Origin of the sequence: Providencia sneebia DSM 19967 (genome assembly GCF_000314895.2) — a bacterium.
Lineage (GTDB): Bacteria > Pseudomonadota > Gammaproteobacteria > Enterobacterales > Enterobacteriaceae > Providencia > Providencia sneebia.
Genome location: NZ_CM001773.1, coordinates 653,725 through 673,377 on the forward strand (window position 1 = coordinate 653,725; position 19,653 = coordinate 673,377).

The following is a 19,653-nucleotide window of genomic DNA, read 5'->3' on the forward strand; positions in this document are numbered from 1 at the left end:
AGCATCTTTTTTCATGAAGGCAATTGATAAGTATTCTCATTATCGTTGTGGTTGTTGGTATTATTAGGTGTGTAAATTCTCTATCATTTTGATAATAAATATATTTTTTAATTTTTTGTTATTGGTGAAGGGTTAATTTTTAGGAGTAACTACTTATAAAGTATAATTATTAAGCAGATTAAATATTTTATGATAATCATAATTTTCATAACAATATGGCTTGATTGGGGGATGTTTTTAGGGATTTTATAGTGATATATCGCGCGAGGTTTTGAAAGAGAATGGCTATTCATTTAATGAGGTAATATTTATATTCCATTTTGATATAAATATATTAATTAATATTATTTCAAGAAATAAGCTATCCTTGATAACTTGAAATGGTCGATTTACACAAATTTACCATCAGGGGTGTTCAATGAAAGCTCGTATTTTAACTACCGCACTACTTGCAGGTCTTGCTCTGGTGGCAAATGTTGCCAATGCAGACAAACTCGATGACATTAAACAAGCTGGTGTGATCCGTATTTCTGTTTTTGATAGTAATCCTCCATTTGGCTTTATTGACCCACAAACTAAAAAATTAGCGGGTTATGATGTCGATATCGCGCAGGCTATTGCTGATGATCTTGGCGTTAAACTTGAACTACGCCCAACTAACCCAGCAAATCGTATTCCATTGCTTACATCGGGTAAAGTTGATCTGATTGGCGCAAATTTCACTATTACGGATGAGCGCGCAAAACAAGTTGATTTCTCAATTCCTGATTTTGCAACAGGTCAGAAATTTATTGCACGTAAAGGTGTATTGAAAACACCAGATGATATTGCTCCATTGCGTATCGGTGCGGATAAAGGTACTGTGCAGGAAGTGACACTGCGTGAACGTTATCCTGACACAAAAGTCATTTCATATGATGATACGCCACAGGCATTTGCTGCTCTACGTAATGGCAATGTCCAAGCAATTACTCAAGATGATGCGAAATTAGTTGGTTTGCTGGGTAACTTACCTGAAAAGTAAAAGCTGATTTTGAAATTTCACCATTTAGTATTACGCGTGAATATCAAGCTGTTGCTGCAAGCAAAGGTGAGACTCGCCTAATTGAAAATGTGAATGAAACACTATTGAAATTAGAAAAAGAGGGTAAGGCCGACGAGATTTATAATCGCTGGTTTGGTCCAGATACTAAGGCCGCTCAACCTCGAGGCGAATTTAAATTCGCACCGCTTGACCAGCAAAAATAGTTTAATATTCAAGTTGGTCATCACTGAACCATTATGTTTAGAGATAAAAAAGAATAAATAATAGATAACCCCGCTTGAAGATGCGGGGTTATTGGTTTTATAAAAAGGCAGCATTTATGTTTGAAAAATTTCTTAGCGGTGATTTCCTGTCACAGCATTTTTTGGCGCCTGAATACCTCGAATGGTTTGGATATGGTTTTTTGCTGACCATTTGGATTTCAGTGTGCACCATTATTGCTTCTACGCTATTAGGTTTTGTCGTTGCCTCGGCAAAGGATAGTCAAATCGCTCCACTTCGTTGGGTGGTCAGTATTTATATTTCCATCTTTCGTAATACCCCATTATTGGTACAACTCTTTTTTTGGTATTTTGCATCGGGTGAAATTTTATCTCCTGATGTTATGGCATGGCTTAATACGCCACATAAAATAGACATTGCTGGAATCGTATTAAGCTGGCCTTCTTTTGAGTTTTTAGCCGGTTTTGTCGGTTTAACTTTATATACTGTTCCGTTTATTGCAGAAGAGATCCGCTCTGGTATCCGAGGTGTTCGCCAAGGTCAAAAATACGCCGCTTTTGCACTTGGCTTAACAGGCTGGCAGGCAATGAAATATGTGGTATTGCCGCAAGCTGTTAAAATTGCGATGCCGCCGTTACTCGGTCAATATATGAATGTTGTAAAAAATTCATCTTTAACGATGGCCATTGGTGTTGCAGAACTGTCTTATGTTTCGCGTCAAGTGGAAAGCCAAACATTGCAGACTTTTACTGCTTTTGGTCTTGCTACCGTGTTGTATATTGCGATTATCGCGGTAATGGAAGGTTGGGGACAATGGCGCATGCAACGTAATTTAGAAGTAGGGGCGTAACAATGGACTTTTCAGTTATTGAGCAAAATTGGCAATATCTTCTATTTGGTGCGTTTCCAAACGGCCCGATAGAAGGGGCAGCGTTGACATTAATTATCAGTCTAATTGCGGGGGCAGTTTCAATTGTCCTTGGGACATTAGGTGGTGTGGCTTTAGCGATGCTGCGTGGTTTCTGGATGAACTTGTTTGCAGCTGTTTTAGGCTTTTTTCGTGCAATTCCTGTCATTATGCTGATCTTTTGGACCTATTTCTTTCTACCTGTTGTATTAGGAACAGAAATTCCAGGGATCGCTTCTGTCGTTTGTGCTTTAGCATTAATTACTTCGGCATATTTAGCACATGCAGTAAAAGCAGGTATCTTAGCGATAGGAAAAGGGCAATGGCAAGCGGGCTTATCATTAGGCTTTAGCCGTTGGCAAGTTTTATGGCAAATTATCTTACCTCAAGCATTACGCATGATGGTACCTTCATTTATCAATCAATGGGTTGCTTTAATTAAAGATACTTCATTAGCTTATATTGTCGGTGTGGCTGAACTGTCGTTTTTAGCAACACAGGTAAATAACCGCGAAATGGTCTACCCGTTGGAAGTTTTCCTGTTTGTTGCGTTAATTTATTTTGTGATGTGTTTAACTTTGGAAATTATTGCCAACCTTGTAGCTAAAAGATTAAGTAATCAACAAGGCGGCGATAAGTTAGCAGTAAAACGTTCCTTTTTCTTTTGGCGTAGACCAAAATTAGCCTCTGCGTCTTGAGTTTCTTATTGCGGAAGATTAGCTCTTCCGCTACTTTTCTTAGATTATTCAAATTAACATTATATTTATATTAATGCTCAAAATGGTTTAACTATCTGATTTTGATTGATTAGACTTAATAAGATTAGTATTGCTAACTGAAGTTATCATTACGCCTACGATCTGAACTCTACCAATTAAAAATATCTTTTTTTCAACCGGACATAATTCATCCGTTGTATCAGTGTGTTATCACCTTATTTGCTCTTTTTAAAACGCAAACGTTTTCTTTTTTTAATTTTAGCGGTAACACTCTGTATTTGTTTGTTGTAGTATAGGGCGAAAAAAACTTTTTTTGGGCGCACTATCTAATGAGTAATCAATCTTCTAGTCCTGTACAACAGCAGGGTCTGTTACAACGCTTTTTTAAGCTGCAAGAACATGGCACAACCGCACGAACAGAGGTTATCGCAGGTATTACGACCTTCTTAACCATGGTTTATATCGTCTTTGTTAACCCACAAATTTTGTCAGTTGCGGGGATGGATATTAAAGCCGTTTTCGTTACCACATGTTTGATTGCTGCACTCGGCAGTATTTTCATGGGACTGCTTGCTAACTTACCTATTGCTGTCGCACCGGCAATGGGGCTGAATGCCTTTTTCGCTTTTGTCGTTGTCGGAGCGATGGGTTATTCATGGCAAATTGCGATGGGAGCCGTATTCTGGGGAGCCGTTGGCTTATTTATCCTAACTCTTTTCCGTATTCGTTACTGGATTATTGCTAATATTCCATTAAGTTTGCGCGTTGGGATCACGAGCGGTATTGGTCTTTTTATTGCCATGATGGGGCTGAAAAACTCCGGTATTATTGTGCCAAATGAAGATACATTAGTTTCTATCGGAAATTTTACTCAGCATAATGTCTGGCTAGGCGCTTTGGGCTTCTTTATTATTGCTATTTTAGCGGCGCGTAATATTCATGCTGCTGTTTTAGTTTCTATTGTGATCACTACATTAATTGGTTTGGCATTAGGTGATGTGCAATATGGAGGCATTTTCTCTATGCCACCCAGTATTACTACTGTCGTTGGCCAAGTCGATATTATGGGATCGCTTGATCTCGCCCTTTCAGGTGTTATTTTTGCTTTTATGTTAGTTAACTTGTTTGACTCATCAGGCACCATGATTGGCGTGACAGATAAAGCTGGTATCACCAATGAACGTGGAACTTTCCCACGTATGAAACAAGCATTATATGTTGATAGCTTAAGCTCGGTTGCAGGTTCAGCAATGGGAACATCTTCGGTGACTGCGTATATCGAAAGTTCTGCTGGGGTTTCTGTTGGTGGACGTACAGGTCTAACTGCGATTGTTGTTGGTATTCTATTCTTATTAACGGTATTTATCTCACCACTGGCGGGTATGGTTCCTGCTTACGCAACCGCAGGTGCGTTAATTTATGTTGGTGTACTGATGACATCCAGTTTAACGCGCGTGAAATGGAATGATTTGACAGAAGCTGTTCCAGCTTTTATTACTGCCGTCATGATGCCATTTAGCTTCTCAATCACGGAAGGTATTGCATTGGGTTTCATTGCTTACTGTGTGATGAAAATTGGTACAGGTCGTTGGCGTGACCTCGGATTATGTGTCATTTTAGTTTCTATTCTATTTATTCTTAAAATGGTATTAGTTGACGCGTAGTTACTGATCTTAATAAACGGCTCTTTTTTTAGAGCCGTATTCTTATAACTCACTTATTACTTTGTTATTTCTCTCTCTATTATTTTTATAAATTCCATTTATACCTTACAAAATTAACCGACTTGTAGGGCGTTTTCCTACTAATCCGCGCTATAATCAATTGTAGTAAATAAGCAAAACACAAAAAAACTGTTTTAATTAATGTGTAAATACTTTCACCGCTGGTGGGATTCTGCTAGATTCCGCAGCAGAAACTGACTTTATCAAGGTATCAGATCATGAATTCACCAAATAAACCAGCCAATAAAACCGCAGGTAAACTTAAGAAAAAATATCGTAAAACAAAAGAAGAGCTGAACGCAGAAGGCCGTGCACGCAAACGTGCGAAAAAACACAGTGGCCATAAATCAGGAAATCGCTATCAAGATAAATCATCGGGTGGTCAAAACGGTAATCAAAATCAATCCATTGACCCGCGTTTAGGCAGTAAAAAACCTGTGCCATTAATTATGGATGATAAGGTTGTTGCGAAACCGCTAGTGGCACCAAAAGAGCCTGTTGCAAAAGTGAAATTATCACCAGAGCAAGAGCTGGAAATGTTAGAGCAAGATGATCGTTTAGATAGCTTGTTAGCGCGCCTTGAAGATGGCGAAACGATCACAGAAAAAGAGCAGCAGTATATTGATACATGCTTAGATCGTATTGATGAATTGATGGCTATCTTAGGCATTGAATTTACAGATGAAGAAGAAGAGGAAGATGAAGAAAAGCTTGATGACATCATGCGTATTCTAAAAAGTAAGTAATCCCTTCTTAATATCCCTGTCAGTAGAATACTGATGGGGATTGTCTAAATTTAAAGCAATCAATGCTAACTTTAGCGTTACATCAACATGGCTGACCTCTCAAAAAATTATAATCCATTTTATGTGATATGATATGTATAATAATTCGCCATTAAAATAATATATAAGATGCCGTCCGTAGGTGAATTTTAGGCAATAGGGCGCAATTGAGGAGTGTTAATGTCAGAGCAAAATATCGTTTGGGATCTTTCTCTTATCCAAAAATATAATTATTCAGGGCCGCGTTATACATCTTATCCAACGGCTTTGGAGTTTAATCAGGATTATGATGAAAGTGCATTTATTGCAGCAACACAACGTTATCCTGATAATCCATTATCACTTTATGTCCATATCCCTTTTTGCCATAAGCTGTGCTATTTCTGTGGTTGTAATAAATTAATTACCCGCCAAAAACATAAAGCAGATGAATATTTACGGGTAATTGAAAAAGAGATCAGTCAACGTGCTGCATTATTAAAAAATCGTACTGTGACACAAATGCATTGGGGTGGTGGGACACCCACATATTTAGATAAATCCCAAGTTAGCCATTTAGTTTCTGTGCTCAAAACACATTTTCATTTCGCTGATGACGTTGAAATGTCAATTGAAGTTGATCCACGCGAAATTGAATTGGATATGATTAATCATTTGCGTAAAGAAGGGTTTAATCGCCTGAGCATGGGTGTGCAGGATTTTAATAAAGAAGTACAAATGCTGGTTAACCGTGAACAGGATGAGGAATTTATTTTTGCATTGATTAAACGAGCAAAGGAAATAGGTTTTACCTCGACCAGTATTGACCTGATTTATGGCCTACCTAAGCAAACACCAGAAAGTTTCGCATTTACGCTGAAAAAAGTGATTGAGCTGTCACCAGATCGTTTAAGTGTTTTTAATTATGCACATTTACCCAATTTATTTGCGGCTCAGCGTAAAATTAAAGATGAAGATTTACCAAGTGCAGAGCAAAAACTCGATATTTTGCAGGAGACGATTGCAACATTAACGGGAGCAGGTTACCAGTTTATTGGTATGGATCACTTTGCTAAACCGCAAGATGAACTGGCTGTCGCACAGCGAGAAGGCATTTTACATCGAAATTTCCAAGGTTATACCACACAAGGAAATTGTGACTTATTGGGGTTAGGTGTTTCCGCAATTAGCATGTTGGGTGATAGCTATGCACAAAATCAAAAAGATTTAAAAACCTATTATGCGCAGGTTGAAGAACAAGGAAACGCCTTGTGGCGAGGCTTATCATTGACCGAAGATGATTGCTTGCGCCGTGATGTCATTAAAACATTGATTTGTAATTTCCAGTTAAATTTCGCGCAAATTGAAGCATTGTACCCGATTGATTTTAAAGCCTACTTTGCTGAAGATTTAGAATTACTTAAACCAATGGAAGAGGATGGATTAGTTGATGTGACAGAACAAGGTATTTACGTCACACCTCAAGGCCGTCTACTCATCCGCAATATTTGCATGTGTTTTGATGTATATTTACGCAGTCAGATGCGCCAGCGTCAATTTTCACGTGTGATTTAACTAAGTGAAAGCGATGAGGCTCTTTTTATACTGAGCCTCATAGATTTAAATTTAGTTTTTTACTCAATCCCTAACTCTTTTAGCTTACGAGTTAGCGTATTTCTTCCCCATCCTAATAATCGAGCGGCTTCCTGCTTATGGCCTTGAGTATATTTTAAGGCACAAGTTAACATGGTGTATTCCAATAAAGAGGTTGCTTGAGTAAGTAAATCTTCTTTACCCTCAGTTAATGCATCTTCTGTCCAACGTTCCAGTAATTCTGACCATGTTATGTTAGAACTCGTTGTCGTGATTGACTCCGACATACCTTCATTTTGGGCTGAGTGGTTAATCAAATCCTCAGGTAAGTCTTGCGGCAAAATTTCTTGGCTCGCTGCCATAACTGTTAACCAACGGCAGACATTTTCGAGCTGTCGGACATTTCCAGACCAATAGTAGCGCTGTAAAATTCGCTCGCTATCTGGGTGCAAAATTTTGCTATCAACACCAAGTTCTTTGGCCGTATTTTGTAAAAAATGGTGTGCGAGGCGAGGAATATCTTCTGTTCTTTCGCGTAAAGGTGGTAACTGAACTCGGATAACATTCAAACGATGGAATAAATCTTCTCGAAACAGACCTTCTGTAACGCGTTTCTCAAGATCTTGGTGGGTCGCTGCAATAATACGAACATCAACTTTAACTGGGGTGTAACCACCAATACGATAGAATTGACCTTCTGCTAATACTCGTAATAATCGAGTCTGTACATCAAGTGGCATATCTCCGATTTCATCTAAGAAAAGCGAACCGCCATTTGCTTGCTCAAAACGGCCTTGCCGCACTTGATTAGCGCCTGTAAATGCGCCTTTTTCATGGCCGAATAATTCAGATTCAATTAAATCTTTTGGAATGGCAGCCATGTTCAATGCAATAAATGGGGCATTTGCTCGAGGGCTATGTTGATGCAGCGCATGTGCAACTAGCTCTTTACCTGTGCCAGATTCGCCGTTAATGAGCACGCTGATTGAGGAACGGGAAAGGCGACCAATAATGCGATAAACCTCTTGCATTGCGGGTGCTTCACCTATCATTGTTGATACGCTATCTACGTTTTGCTTAGGATCTCTTTCAATTTGGCTTTGTTCTCGGCGGTGGCTGAGAGCACGCTCCACTAATGCTACAGTTTCATCAATATCAAAAGGTTTAGGCAAGTAATCAAACGCACCAGATTGGTAAGCATTCACTGCGGCATCAAGGTCTGAATGTGCTGTCATTATAATAATGGGTAGCAAAGGATGCGACTGTTTTAGCTGATTGAGAAGGGCTAAGCCATCGATACCGGGCATTCGAATATCAGAGAGTAAAACATCAGGATGATCGTTTTCTAATGCAGCAAGAACGGCGTCCGCGCTATCGAAGCATGTACAATTAAACGATGCACTATTTAAGGCGCGTTCAAGCACCCAACGAATAGAACTGTCATCATCGACAACCCAAATTTTTCCTTGTTGCATCGTTATCTCCTATTTTTTGATTGGTAGATAAATAGAAAATTCGGTATGACCAGGCCAACTCGTGAACTCAATTTTTCCTGCATGCTGATCAACTAAACTATGGACAATAGATAAGCCAAGCCCTGTTCCCCCTGAACGCCCACTGACCATGGGATAGAATAAAGTATCTTGGATTGCCAGTGGAATGCCGGGTCCATTGTCTTCAATATCAATTCTGGCGGCCAAACGGTAGCGTTCGCCTTGAAGCATGACTTGAAAAGCGGTGCGAGTGCGCAATGTGATAGAGCCACCTGTATCAGATAGAGCTTGCAGTGCATTGCGAATAATATTCAATAAAACTTGCTCTATTTGATCAGGATAATATTCAAGATCGGGCAGGCTTGGATCATAATCACGATTCAATATGACATTGCTTGGCTTTTCTAGGGAAACTAATCGAACAATATTTTCTACACTGTGGTGAATACTTTGTAATGTCTTTGGACCTGGATATTGTGGGCCAAGTAATCTATCAACTAATGCGCGTAAGCGATCAGCTTGTTCAATAATGACTTGTGTATATTCATTTAATTGTGGATCGGGTAGTGCTTTAGCAAGTAGCTGTGCGGCACCACGTAAACCACCTAATGGGTTTTTAATTTCATGTGCAAGTCCGCGAATCAGTTCTCTTGCGGCTAATTGTTGTGCATTCTGAGCCTGCTCTTGACTGAATTTACGTTGGCTATCTAATTGAGAAAGCTCAAGTAAAATAAATTGTGTAGAGAAGGGCTGGGCGCTAAGAGACATCACATGAGAGTGATTATTAAAGACAAGAGTGACTTCGTTATCTGTAAAACTGTGCCCTGCTTTTAAACTGTTAAGCATCAACTCTTCATCTAAAGAACAATAGCTAAAAAGTACTGGCAGGGGGGTTCCGTATATCTTGCGTTGGCTTTGAGCCAAAATTTCTAAAGCGGCATGATTGGCATAATGGATAACGAGATCATAATCCATGATTAAAACGCTATTGATGAGTGAATCAAGAATATATTCGGGGGCTGGCAAATGTTCGGTTTTCATGTCATTCCGCTCCTGCACTATTTTGGTGCATTATACTTGATTTTCCCAACAAAGCTGTAATGTAAGTCGAATTAGTCTTAGAGAGATAACCTAACAAGGCGTAGAGAGAAAAGGCCCCATCAGAGATGGGGCAAATATTTCACGGCAACAAAGACTAGCAGTGGAACGGCGTGTTACACACTGTAGTACATTTCAAATTCTAATGGGTGCGGAGTCATACGAACGCGCTGAATATCGCTGCGTAGTAACTCAATATAAGCATCGATAGCATCGTTAGTGAAAACGCCACCGCGAGTTAAGAATTCACGGTTTTTATCCAATTCAGCTAAAGCTTCTTCTAAAGAACCTGACACTGTTGGGATTTCTTTTGCTTCTTCTGGTGGTAAGTCATACAGGTTTTTATCCATCGCATCACCAGGATGAATTTTATTAATAATACCATCAAGACCAGCCATCAACTGAGCGGCGAACGCCAAGTATGGGTTAGCGGCAGGGTCTGGGAAGCGAACTTCAATACGACGTGCTTTTGTACTTGCAACAACCGGAATACGAATTGATGCAGAGCGGTTGCGAGCAGAATAAGCAAGCATTACAGGTGCTTCATAACCCGGTACAAGACGTTTGTATGAGTTAGTTGTCGGGTTAGTAAAGGCATTCAGCGCACGAGCATGCTTAATGATACCGCCGATATAGTACAGCGCCATTTCTGACAAGCCGCCGTATTTATCACCTGCAAATAAGTTAACACCATCTTTTGACAGTGACATATGGCAGTGCATACCAGAACCATTATCACCAACAAGTGGTTTCGGCATAAATGTTGCTGTTTTACCATAGGCATGAGCAACGTTATGAACAACATATTTATAAATTTGAGTTTCATCCGCTTTTTTCGTCATTGTATTAAAGCGACATGCAACTTCGTTTTGACCCGCAGTAGCAACTTCATGGTGATGAGCTTCAACAACTAATCCCATCTCTTCCATTGTTGTACACATTGCTGAGCGCAGATCTTGAGATGAATCGACGGGTGGAACAGGGAAATAACCGCCTTTCACACCTGGTCGATGGCCTTTATTACCACCTTCATATTTGGTGCCTGTATTCCATGCTGCTTCAATATCATCAATATGATAGTAGCTGCTGTGCATGCTGTTGCCGAAACGGATATCATCAAAGATGAAAAATTCAGGTTCAGGCCCAAATAAAACGGTGTCAGCAATACCGCTTGAACGTAAAAAGTTTTCCGCACGTTGTGAGATTGAACGAGGATCACGGTCATAACCTTGCATCGTGCCCGGCTCAAGGATGTCACAACGGATAATCAGTGTTGGCTCAGCAAAAAATGGGTCAAGTACCGCTGTTGAAGGATCTGGCATTAATACCATGTCTGATTCGTTAATACCTTTCCAGCCACCAATTGATGAGCCATCAAACATTTTGCCTTCTTCAAAAAAGTCTTCATTGACTTGATGAACTGGGATAGTGATGTGTTGCTCTTTACCTTTAGTGTCGGTAAAACGCATGTCGATAAATTTAATTTTGTGTTCTTCTATCAATGATAAAACATGTTCTGCAGACATCATCAGCTCTCCTGGTCAGGTCGGGTCAGCAAAATAACAGCCATAGGGTAGCTTGGTTTTTTGCAATTATTTCTGGCTTGTTAGCGTCAGTTTTTCACAACATATGCTCTTAAGATATTATAAGCGAAAAGCGTGCCAACTTTTTAATATAGTTTAAATACAGATTGTTGCGAGATAATGACATATAAAGGAAGGAAATAGAGAATGGTTGTGCATTGTTTTGGTGCATTATAATGAGGGTCCGCACTAAATCGGTGCAATTTAATTTGCCTCGTGCTTGACGTCAAAGCACAAGGCCGATTAATTGAATGAGAAGATTAAATCACAGAGATTATTCATCTTCATTATCAGTTAATAATGTATTTACTTGCTCAATTTGTTGAACAGCATCATTAATGATGTGAGCAATTTGGCGAGTTTGATCTTCGCTTAATTGTTTTAATACCATTTTATGACGTAAAAGTGCTTTGAAACGATGTACTGCCATTTCAATATCTTCAGTCAGGTTTCCACCATTTTGCATATCACGAGCTTTAGCTAATTTACGGAAGATAACTGTTTCAACATATTGATTTTTTAGTAAATGTTCTGAACCTTCAGCCGTAATTTTAAAACTTTTACGGTTACGTTCAACAATTTCTGATTCGAGGAAACCTTGTTCTTCGAGCAGAGTTAATGTTGGATAAACAACACCTGGACTTGGCACATAAAGGCCGCTTGAGGCTTCTTGAATATCTTTGATAATTTCATAGCCATAACTTGGTTTTTTGGCGACGAGTGAAAGTATCATGATATGTAAGTCACCGTGGTCAAATAAGCGGCGCAAACCGCGGCCTCTTCCACGGCCTTCTCCGTGACGGCGACCTTCGCCATGTCCGCGGCGGTTTTCACAGCGCCCATGATCACGATGACCTTCGTGATGACCATGATGACCTTCAACATGACAACCACGACGACCATGATCATCTTCATGGCGTGAATGATAAGCGTGACGACAGGAATGAATTCGCATATAGTTCTCCTTGTTTAGATATATCGAATTAACTTGGCTTAACTATATTCCGATATATCTGATTCGTCAATTTAGATATATCTAAATGGTAAAAAAAGGGCGAAAAATGGATGTAGTCAAAGAAAATTTATTTTTTATGCTTTTTTTGGGCTGCTAATATTTCGTATATAGCGTATTATTCTGTAACTTTGTGATTTCTCAGTACTGATATGAATTATTTTTTGTTATATTCTTTCATTGTTATGCAACTGGATGTTTTTTAGTTAAAAACTTTTTATTCAGTGATGAAATTCACATTTATTCCACTTGCGCTGAAAAACGTGTAAAATAACAGCAAATTAACGTAGAAAGTATGTTTGTCGAAATAATTTCATTGGTCGCTTAGGTGCGACTTGAACTGTTTTAAGTCGATAATGCATATTCGTTTCCTGTCAATTAAACGGTAAAAATCCTTGTCAATTCAAAATTTAAGAAATATCGCCATCATCGCTCACGTTGACCATGGCAAGACAACACTGGTTGGTAAATTGCTGCAACAATCAGGCACGTTCGGTGAACGTGAAACTGTTGATGAGCGTGTTATGGACTCCAATGACTTGGAGAAAGAGCGTGGTATCACCATCCTTGCTAAAAATACCGCAATCCAATGGAATGGCTATCGTATCAACATCGTAGATACCCCAGGTCACGCCGACTTTGGTGGTGAAGTTGAACGTGTAATGTCAATGGTTGACTGCGTTTTGCTAGTGGTTGATGCAACTGATGGTCCAATGCCTCAAACACGTTTCGTTACTCAAAAAGCATTCGATAATGGTTTGAAACCAATTGTTGTTATCAACAAAGTTGACCGCCCGGGCGCACGTCCTGATTGGGTTGTTGACCAAGTCTTTGACTTATTCGTTAACTTAGGTGCGACGGATGAGCAACTTGATTTCCCTATCGTTTATGCATCTGCTTTAAACGGTATTGCTGGTCTTGAATACACTGACATGGCAGAAGACATGACGCCGCTTTACGAAGCTATCGTTAAATATGTCGAGTCACCAAAAGTTGATCTGGAAGGTCCATTCCAGATGCAAGTATCACAGTTAGATTACAATAGCTACTTAGGTGTTATTGGTATTGGTCGTATCAAACGTGGTGTTGTGAAACCAAACCAACAAGTCACTGTTATTGATAGTGAAGGTAAAACGCGTAACGGCAAAATTGGTAAAGTTCTAACACATTTAGGATTAGAGCGTATCGATTCACAACAAGCTGAAGCTGGTGACATTGTTGCATTGACTGGTCTAGGTGAATTAAACATTTCTGATACTATTTGTAATGTCGGTAATGTTGAAGCACTTCCAGCATTGGCAGTAGATGAACCAACAGTTAGCATGTTCTATTGTGTTAACACCTCACCTTTCTGTGGTCGTGAAGGTAAATATGTGACTTCACGTCAAATTCTTGACCGCCTGAACAAAGAGCTTGTACATAACGTTGCACTGCGTGTTGAAGAAACTCAAGATCCAGATGCATTCCGTGTTTCTGGTCGTGGTGAGCTGCATTTATCTGTTCTGATTGAAAACATGCGTCGTGAAGGTTTCGAATTAGCGGTTTCTCGTCCTAAAGTTATCTTCCGTGAAGTTGATGGCCGTAAGCAAGAACCTTTCGAACAAGTGACTCTTGATGTTGAAGAACAACACCAAGGTGATGTGATGAAAGCATTAGGTGAGCGTAAGGGTGACCTGCGTGACATGATGCCAGATGGTAAAGGTCGTGTGCGTCTTGATTACATTATTCCTAGCCGTGGTCTGATTGGTTTCCGTACAGAATTCATGACAATGACTTCAGGTACGGGTCTTCTGTATTCTACTTTCAGCCATTATGATGATGTTCGTCCGGGTGAAATCGGTGGTCGTCAAAATGGTGTTCTGATCTCTAATGGTCAAGGTAAAGCAGTTGCTTATGCACTGTACAGCTTGCAAGACCGCGGTAAATTGTTCCTAGGTCACGGTGCAGAAGTGTATGAAGGCCAAATTATTGGTATTCACTCACGTTCTAATGACCTGACCGTTAACTGTTTAACCGGTAAAAAACTGACTAACATGCGTGCATCAGGTACGGATGAAGCAACAACGCTGTCACCACCAATTAAAATGACTCTGGAACAAGCACTTGAGTTCATTGATGATGATGAATTAGTTGAAGTTACTCCGCTATCTATTCGTTTACGTAAACGTCACCTGACTGAAAACGATCGCCGTCGTGCGAGTCGTTCTAAAGATGATTAATCATCTTTAGCATTGTCGAGGTGCTCACAGTTAGTGAGTGATAGCCTTAAATGATAACCACCCACTTAGGCGGGTGGTTTTTTTTATCGCGTTATAATGGCTTTTGTCATCACCTTTAAATGAATTACACTATTCTTGTTAAATACAACTATTATCTTGATTAGACCTGCTGAAATACACGCCTAGGAGTGCGAATTTATTTATTCATACTGTAATGATCAGTGTTTATATAGAACCTTTCCTCAAAACTTCCATTAGTATCTTGTGTTACGTTGATGTGCTTATCATAGGTAGCTGTTGCCCTTTATTTGGTAAATAGCCGTAAACTTTACACGTTGATGCTTATCAATAACCTCTTATATTTAATTATAGCGATTAGCAATTTTATTTTTGGCAAATCTTTTTGTATAGCCGATGATTATTACCCTAAAAATGGGTAATCAAAGGTTTCTAAGGCCTATAGATGAATTTTTATTTTTGTTTATGACTTTATTTATATAAAAATGAAAATAAAAAGGATGAATGCCAATTTTAAGAATAGATAATCATGACTTAATTTAATTTCAAATATTACTAATTATTTGAGTTAAATGTTAAAAAGAAATACAAATTATTAATTTTAACAATGATTATATAGATTATAAGTCATTATTAATGAAGGCTAGAAATAAACTAATTAAAAAATAGCATGATTTAATAGAATGAAATAGTAGGATATTAGATTATCTATTAGGTATTATATTGTAAACTCAATATTTTATTCTGGTTGTTATTAAAGTAATTCAAATTTGTTAATTTTCTAAAATAAATATTTAAAATAGTGTCTTTTATTTTATGAGAAATAAGTAATTATTATAATATAAGGTAATGTAACTAAGTAAATATACGTCTTAAAAACAATTAATAATTGGGTTAATAAAGTAACTTATTGAATTTATATGAAATAAAATAATTTATATTACTTTTTTGTTTTTATATTTAAGAGTTTTCTATATAAGAATAGATATCAATACGTATTGATAATATAAATATAACTTTTATTTGTTTAAGAAGTTATAAATTATATATATTTATTTATTGTCGTTTGTAACGTATGAGCGCGTTAATGTTACTAAATATTTTCTCTAAAATTGATACTCTTTATTTGTTTATCGTTAATAAGTAAATGATTAATTTTAATATGTTGATATATATTGTTATTTTTTTAATCATGAAAATTACTAATATATTTAATAGGTTTTTTCTTTGAAAGTAATGCTTATTGATAGTTATCTCATCGGTTTACTAAGCGATATTGTTTGTATATATTCTTCGCTAATTAAATGGCGGAAAAATATTAAATAAGATAAGGCCTATAAATTAATTACTAATATTATTGGTAATTTATCTTTTTATATTAAATAAGGTAAGATTTATAAATAATTTACTAATTTAATTAGTAAGTGGTCTTTTTATATTGAATGAAATTTAATTTAGAGTTTTGAGTGGCTATATACTCAAAATTTTATCGGAAAATAGGCATAAGCCTATCTCAATAAAACACAAAAATATGGATCATTAATAATATGAATAAGTTTGTTAAACTATCTTTAGTTTCAGCTTTGGCATTGGCTTCAATTTCTGCATATGCAGGTAAAAACGCAGAAGTTAAAATCAGTGGTAATATTACTAACTATACTTGTGATATTACGACAAGCCAGTCAGTTATCAATCTAGGTAACTATACTAAAGCTGATTTTAAAGCAAATGATACTTTAGTTGGTGCTAAAAACTTCATGATCAGCGTTCAAAGCTGTGCATCTTCTGGCGCAAACACTGACCTAGGTCTGCAAGTTATTGAACAAGCTGGTTCAAATAACGTTGACCCAATTAACTTCTTTGGTAGTGATAATGGTACTGGCGCTGGTATCGTATTATCTTTCACTAAAGATGGTACAACGACTAAAGTTACTCCAGCTAAAAACATTTATGTTTTAGAAAAAGCGGGCACTCCAGGCGCTGATATTTCTAACAAAATCTACAACATTGATGTTAAAACTGCAATGCAAGCATTGAATACTGCAGCAGTTAAAAATGGTACTGTAGAAGCTAACTTGCTGTTCACAATGGCTTACTAATCAAAATATAGTAAGCATAGGTCTCATTTATTTTGTAAATGAGACCTAGATTAATAGTTATATGTTATGAATGGTTAATTTTTATGAAAAAGGTATTTAATAAAAGCATATTAATCGCTGCAGCATTATTTAGCTGTAATGGAATCGCTGGATTATCACTAGATACGACACGATTAAATATGTATGAGAAAGAAAAAGAAATACAATATACAGCAATGAATACTTCTGATGATAGAGCATTTTTAGTAAATGCAAGTATCTCAAAAAGTGCTGATAAAATTAAAGATAAAACAAGTGAATTTCTTATTTCTCCACCTTTATTTAGAATCGATCCAACTAGCAAAAACTCAGTTAGAATACGATTGATTGATAATAAAAACTTACCAAAAGATAGAGAATCCATTTTTTATGTTACAACAAGTGGAATACAAGCCACAGCAACACCATTTAAAGTCGAGGATAACAATAGGAATAACGGTGGTGTCAAAGCAGGTGTAGCATTTAAAATTAAATTATTTTATAGACCAAATGGTATAGAGCCATTATCTAAAGAAAGTTTCAATAACTCAAAGGTTTTTATTGCTGATAAATATGTCATTATTGAAAATAAAAGCCCATATTATATGGATTTAAAAGGCTTAAAACTTGATGGTGAACGTATTAAACTTCCTACATTAGTTAATAACTTAGTTAAGCCTTATTCACAAGAAAAATTTTCTATTGATAATAATAAAGTGAGAAAAGAAGCTATTTTAATGATAACTAATGACCTTGGTGATGTAGACGAAGTGAAATTAAAAATTAATTAAAATAAAGGTAATACAATGAGTAAAAAAAAGTTATTGATACTTTTTATTTTATCTTCTTTTGAATTGCCATCATCATTTTCAGCAACTAATTTAAATGTGGATACTTATATCATAGAAGGAAGTTGTGATATATCAGCACCCGCAGAAATTAGATTTATTCCAAAAGCCGCTATAGATTTTGTTGATAAAAGAACTGCAGATTTAAAGGAATTAGTCATTACAGTATCTAACTGTAGAGGAAGCAGTTTAATTAGATCACCAAGTATCATGGTAACTGGAAATTTATTAGCTGGATCTAATGATATATTTGCAGAAGCATCAAGTGTAGCAAAAAATGTTGGTGTGGGAATACGTGAAGGAAATGGTTTTAATTTAAAAAACTTTTATGTACCGGGAAATATGGTTTCAAGTTTTGATAAATATACACATGTAGGTGCACCCGGTAGTAAGATGAAAGAAGGTCAATATACATATACTCTGGGATTTGTTAATAATGGTAAAACACCTACTATTGGAAAAATGACCGCAAAGTTAATATTTGAATTTAAATACAAATAGAGTGGATAAATGTATGTGCATAAAAAAAAGCATTACGATTCTTATTTTATTTTTTGCGAATAGTTTTATAGCACAGGCAGATTATAATTATACTATAAGTTCTGAAATATTAACTGGTACATGTGATATAACATTATCTACTAATTTTCTCTCATTAGATGAAAGTGAGAAAGATCTTTTAGAACAGGGCTATATAACTAACTGGAAAAAAATCACATATTCCTTAAGTAAGTGTGGTATTGGGCCAGTAAATACTAAGCCAACTGTTTTTATTACTGGATCAAATTTAGGATCATCAATTCCTAGTGTTGGTCGTTATTTATTTACAAATAATCCTAATAATGACACCACATATACCAAGGGATTTGGAATAATTTTATCATCAAGTCCAATCCCAAATTGGGATGTTAAGTATTTAATTGGTGAAAATGACGCAATTGATACTCAAAATGGAAATTCGCTTTATTTAGCGACAAGTTGTGGTAATACCACTTCTTGTAACAATAGTGCTTCTCATCAAGTTGGGCGATTAACCGCAGCATTAACCTTTAATTTTGAGTATCGATAATATGACATGGAATAATTTTAAATTAGTAATTGTAAGTTTTTTATTGATTTTTATATACCCGATGCCATGGTCATACGCTGATTACCCTATGGCTGAAAATATTAATTTTATAATTAGAGTACCTGCTTCTACTTGTGTTATTTCGCCAGTTAATGTGATGGTTCTAGATGAAATTGATGGTGCTAGATTAGCAGAAACAAATTGGAAAACCATAGCATTAAAAGATATTGAAATAAATTTACATAGTTGTGTTTATTATGCTGGTTCAAGTGGTACACCAAAAATAAAAATAACTGCGGCAGCGGGTACATATGCAATGAGTAATACAAATAATCTTTTGTATAGAAATACGGGTTCGACTGCTACAGGATTTGGTATTGCGGTATTTAATACAGTTTCACCTGCTGTTGATACATCATCAACCTCACAAATGGTGAAATCTGGCGATATCATTTGGCAAGGTAGTCTAAATGAAAAATTCGCTAGTCGTAAAGTATATATTTCAACGGGGGTTTCATGTGGCCCAAGGGCAAATTGCTCACCCGATAAATTATCTTCTGGTGCATTAAATGCAAAATTCACTTTAGATTTCTTATATGATTGAGTTTAGAAAATGAAAAATAAATCTTATATATGTTTATTATTGGTATTTTTATTTAAACCAGCATTTTCTAGTGAATTGAATATTTTATATATGGTTAATGCAATAGGATCATGTGACATTGTATTTAATCCTACTAAAGAACTAAGGTTACCACCGTTAGATCCATTAGATATAATTGACTCTCCTAATCCACGAGTACTAAGTATTGGGAAAGTTAATCTTAAATTAACTAACTGTGCAAATAATTATTCAAGAACACCTTATTTAACTATTTCAGGTACAACTTCGACTGATAATATAGATGTGACTACTCGTCCTTTTTTACTAAAAAGCTCTGGTCAATCTAAAGGATTTGGATTTGTTATTGGTAAATCAAGTTCTGGAATTATTGAATGGGGCGAAGGTTCTAATGGAATATATTCATTTGCTTCAGGGAATGTCTCAATTGTTTTAGGACGACAAGGAATGCCAGCAAGTGAACTTAATAATTTATCTAAAGATTTATATGTTGGTATAACTTGTGGAACAGCTAAAGGCTGCCAATCTCAAAATGTTAACTCAGGGGATCTAAATGCTAATTTAGTATTTAATTTTTCCTATAATTAATGGCGCTTGATA

16 protein-coding genes and 1 pseudogene are annotated in these 19,653 nt (G+C 36.7%); 13 read left to right on the top strand and 4 right to left on the bottom strand.

The genetic code is table 11. From position 1 onward, the window contains the following. Window positions 1-418 precede the first annotated feature (418 nt). The 6 genes and pseudogenes from OO7_RS02625 to hemN all read left to right on the top strand — a co-directional run bounded on the left by OO7_RS02625 (window position 419) and on the right by hemN (window position 6,956). Window positions 419-1,248: pseudogene (locus OO7_RS02625) on the top strand (ABC transporter substrate-binding protein). A gap of 116 nt (window positions 1,249-1,364) precedes the next feature. Continuing rightward, window positions 1,365-2,117 carry an amino acid ABC transporter permease gene (locus OO7_RS02630; RefSeq protein ID WP_008914415.1) on the top strand — a complete coding sequence of 251 codons (753 nt, stop codon included), beginning with the start codon at window positions 1,365-1,367 and terminating at the stop codon, window positions 2,115-2,117. 2 nt (window positions 2,118-2,119) lie between these two features. Next, window positions 2,120-2,872 (top strand): amino acid ABC transporter permease, encoded by a 753-nt coding sequence (locus tag OO7_RS02635; RefSeq protein WP_008914416.1) that lies wholly within the window; start codon window positions 2,120-2,122, stop codon window positions 2,870-2,872. 350 nt (window positions 2,873-3,222) lie between these two features. Continuing rightward, on the top strand, window positions 3,223-4,557 hold the full coding sequence (locus OO7_RS02640; protein WP_008914417.1) for an NCS2 family permease: 1,335 nt from the start codon (window positions 3,223-3,225) through the stop codon (window positions 4,555-4,557). A 278-nt stretch (window positions 4,558-4,835) separates the two neighbouring features. Beyond that, entirely contained in the window at window positions 4,836-5,363 is a 528-nt protein-coding gene (gene yihI / locus OO7_RS02645; protein WP_008914418.1) for a Der GTPase-activating protein YihI, read from the top strand. A gap of 219 nt (window positions 5,364-5,582) precedes the next feature. Then, on the top strand, window positions 5,583-6,956 hold the full coding sequence (gene hemN, locus OO7_RS02650) for an oxygen-independent coproporphyrinogen III oxidase (RefSeq protein ID WP_008914419.1): 1,374 nt from the start codon (window positions 5,583-5,585) through the stop codon (window positions 6,954-6,956). A gap of 59 nt (window positions 6,957-7,015) precedes the next feature. On the opposite strand, the gene glnG is transcribed toward hemN, so the two are convergent. The 4 genes from glnG to OO7_RS02670 form a co-directional block, all read right to left on the bottom strand. After that, window positions 7,016-8,449, bottom strand: coding sequence for a nitrogen regulation protein NR(I) (glnG, locus tag OO7_RS02655; RefSeq protein WP_008914420.1), 1,434 nt, complete (start codon window positions 8,447-8,449; stop codon window positions 7,016-7,018). 9 nt (window positions 8,450-8,458) lie between these two features. Beyond that, on the bottom strand, window positions 8,459-9,508 hold the full coding sequence (glnL, locus tag OO7_RS02660) for a nitrogen regulation protein NR(II) (protein WP_008914421.1): 1,050 nt from the start codon (window positions 9,506-9,508) through the stop codon (window positions 8,459-8,461). 173 nt (window positions 9,509-9,681) lie between these two features. Beyond that, window positions 9,682-11,091 (bottom strand): glutamate--ammonia ligase, encoded by a 1,410-nt coding sequence (gene glnA, locus OO7_RS02665; RefSeq protein ID WP_008914422.1) that lies wholly within the window; start codon window positions 11,089-11,091, stop codon window positions 9,682-9,684. Between the two features lie 331 nt (window positions 11,092-11,422). After that, window positions 11,423-12,103 (bottom strand): PadR family transcriptional regulator, encoded by a 681-nt coding sequence (locus OO7_RS02670; RefSeq protein WP_008914423.1) that lies wholly within the window; start codon window positions 12,101-12,103, stop codon window positions 11,423-11,425. A 452-nt stretch (window positions 12,104-12,555) separates the two neighbouring features. Between OO7_RS02670 and typA the strand changes: the two genes are divergently transcribed. The 7 genes from typA to OO7_RS02705 all read left to right on the top strand — a co-directional run bounded on the left by typA (window position 12,556) and on the right by OO7_RS02705 (window position 19,641). Further along, window positions 12,556-14,379 (top strand): ribosome-dependent GTPase TypA, encoded by a 1,824-nt coding sequence (gene typA, locus OO7_RS02675; protein ID WP_008914424.1) that lies wholly within the window; start codon window positions 12,556-12,558, stop codon window positions 14,377-14,379. Window positions 14,380-15,944: 1,565 nt separating this feature from the next. Next, window positions 15,945-16,496: a fimbrial protein gene (locus tag OO7_RS02680; protein WP_008914425.1), complete on the top strand. Its 552-nt coding sequence runs from the start codon at window positions 15,945-15,947 to the stop codon at window positions 16,494-16,496. A gap of 83 nt (window positions 16,497-16,579) precedes the next feature. Then, window positions 16,580-17,305: a fimbrial biogenesis chaperone gene (locus OO7_RS16150; protein WP_008914426.1), complete on the top strand. Its 726-nt coding sequence runs from the start codon at window positions 16,580-16,582 to the stop codon at window positions 17,303-17,305. A 15-nt stretch (window positions 17,306-17,320) separates the two neighbouring features. Then, window positions 17,321-17,863, top strand: a complete 543-nt coding sequence (locus OO7_RS02690) for a fimbrial protein (RefSeq protein WP_008914427.1) — start codon at window positions 17,321-17,323, stop codon at window positions 17,861-17,863. A gap of 13 nt (window positions 17,864-17,876) precedes the next feature. Further along, window positions 17,877-18,431 carry a hypothetical protein gene (locus OO7_RS02695; RefSeq protein WP_008914428.1) on the top strand — a complete coding sequence of 185 codons (555 nt, stop codon included), beginning with the start codon at window positions 17,877-17,879 and terminating at the stop codon, window positions 18,429-18,431. Window position 18,432: 1 nt separating this feature from the next. After that, complete coding sequence (locus tag OO7_RS02700) at window positions 18,433-19,035, top strand: fimbrial protein (protein ID WP_008914429.1); 603 nt, start codon at window positions 18,433-18,435, stop codon at window positions 19,033-19,035. Between the two features lie 9 nt (window positions 19,036-19,044). Then, window positions 19,045-19,641 carry a fimbrial protein gene (locus OO7_RS02705; RefSeq protein WP_008914430.1) on the top strand — a complete coding sequence of 199 codons (597 nt, stop codon included), beginning with the start codon at window positions 19,045-19,047 and terminating at the stop codon, window positions 19,639-19,641. Window positions 19,642-19,653: the final 12 nt, after the last annotated feature.

What these genes read in the sequence shown, in the direction of transcription:
- OO7_RS02680 (WP_008914425.1), top strand. Translation starts at nt 15,945, where the DNA reads ATGAATAAGTTTGTTAAACTATCTTTAGTTTCAGCTTTGGCATTGGCT.
- glnA (WP_008914422.1), bottom strand. Translation starts at nt 11,091, where the DNA reads ATGTCTGCAGAACATGTTTTATCATTGATAGAAGAACACAAAATTAAA.
- OO7_RS02640 (WP_008914417.1), top strand. Translation starts at nt 3,223, where the DNA reads ATGAGTAATCAATCTTCTAGTCCTGTACAACAGCAGGGTCTGTTACAA.
- OO7_RS02670 (WP_008914423.1), bottom strand. Translation starts at nt 12,103, where the DNA reads ATGCGAATTCATTCCTGTCGTCACGCTTATCATTCACGCCATGAAGAT.
- OO7_RS02705 (WP_008914430.1), top strand. Translation starts at nt 19,045, where the DNA reads ATGAAAAATAAATCTTATATATGTTTATTATTGGTATTTTTATTTAAA.
- OO7_RS02695 (WP_008914428.1), top strand. Translation starts at nt 17,877, where the DNA reads ATGTGCATAAAAAAAAGCATTACGATTCTTATTTTATTTTTTGCGAAT.
- OO7_RS02690 (WP_008914427.1), top strand. Translation starts at nt 17,321, where the DNA reads ATGAGTAAAAAAAAGTTATTGATACTTTTTATTTTATCTTCTTTTGAA.
- hemN (WP_008914419.1), top strand. Translation starts at nt 5,583, where the DNA reads ATGTCAGAGCAAAATATCGTTTGGGATCTTTCTCTTATCCAAAAATAT.
- glnG (WP_008914420.1), bottom strand. Translation starts at nt 8,449, where the DNA reads ATGCAACAAGGAAAAATTTGGGTTGTCGATGATGACAGTTCTATTCGT.
- glnL (WP_008914421.1), bottom strand. Translation starts at nt 9,508, where the DNA reads ATGAAAACCGAACATTTGCCAGCCCCCGAATATATTCTTGATTCACTC.
- OO7_RS16150 (WP_008914426.1), top strand. Translation starts at nt 16,580, where the DNA reads ATGAAAAAGGTATTTAATAAAAGCATATTAATCGCTGCAGCATTATTT.
- OO7_RS02635 (WP_008914416.1), top strand. Translation starts at nt 2,120, where the DNA reads ATGGACTTTTCAGTTATTGAGCAAAATTGGCAATATCTTCTATTTGGT.
- yihI (WP_008914418.1), top strand. Translation starts at nt 4,836, where the DNA reads ATGAATTCACCAAATAAACCAGCCAATAAAACCGCAGGTAAACTTAAG.
- OO7_RS02700 (WP_008914429.1), top strand. Translation starts at nt 18,433, where the DNA reads ATGACATGGAATAATTTTAAATTAGTAATTGTAAGTTTTTTATTGATT.
- OO7_RS02630 (WP_008914415.1), top strand. Translation starts at nt 1,365, where the DNA reads ATGTTTGAAAAATTTCTTAGCGGTGATTTCCTGTCACAGCATTTTTTG.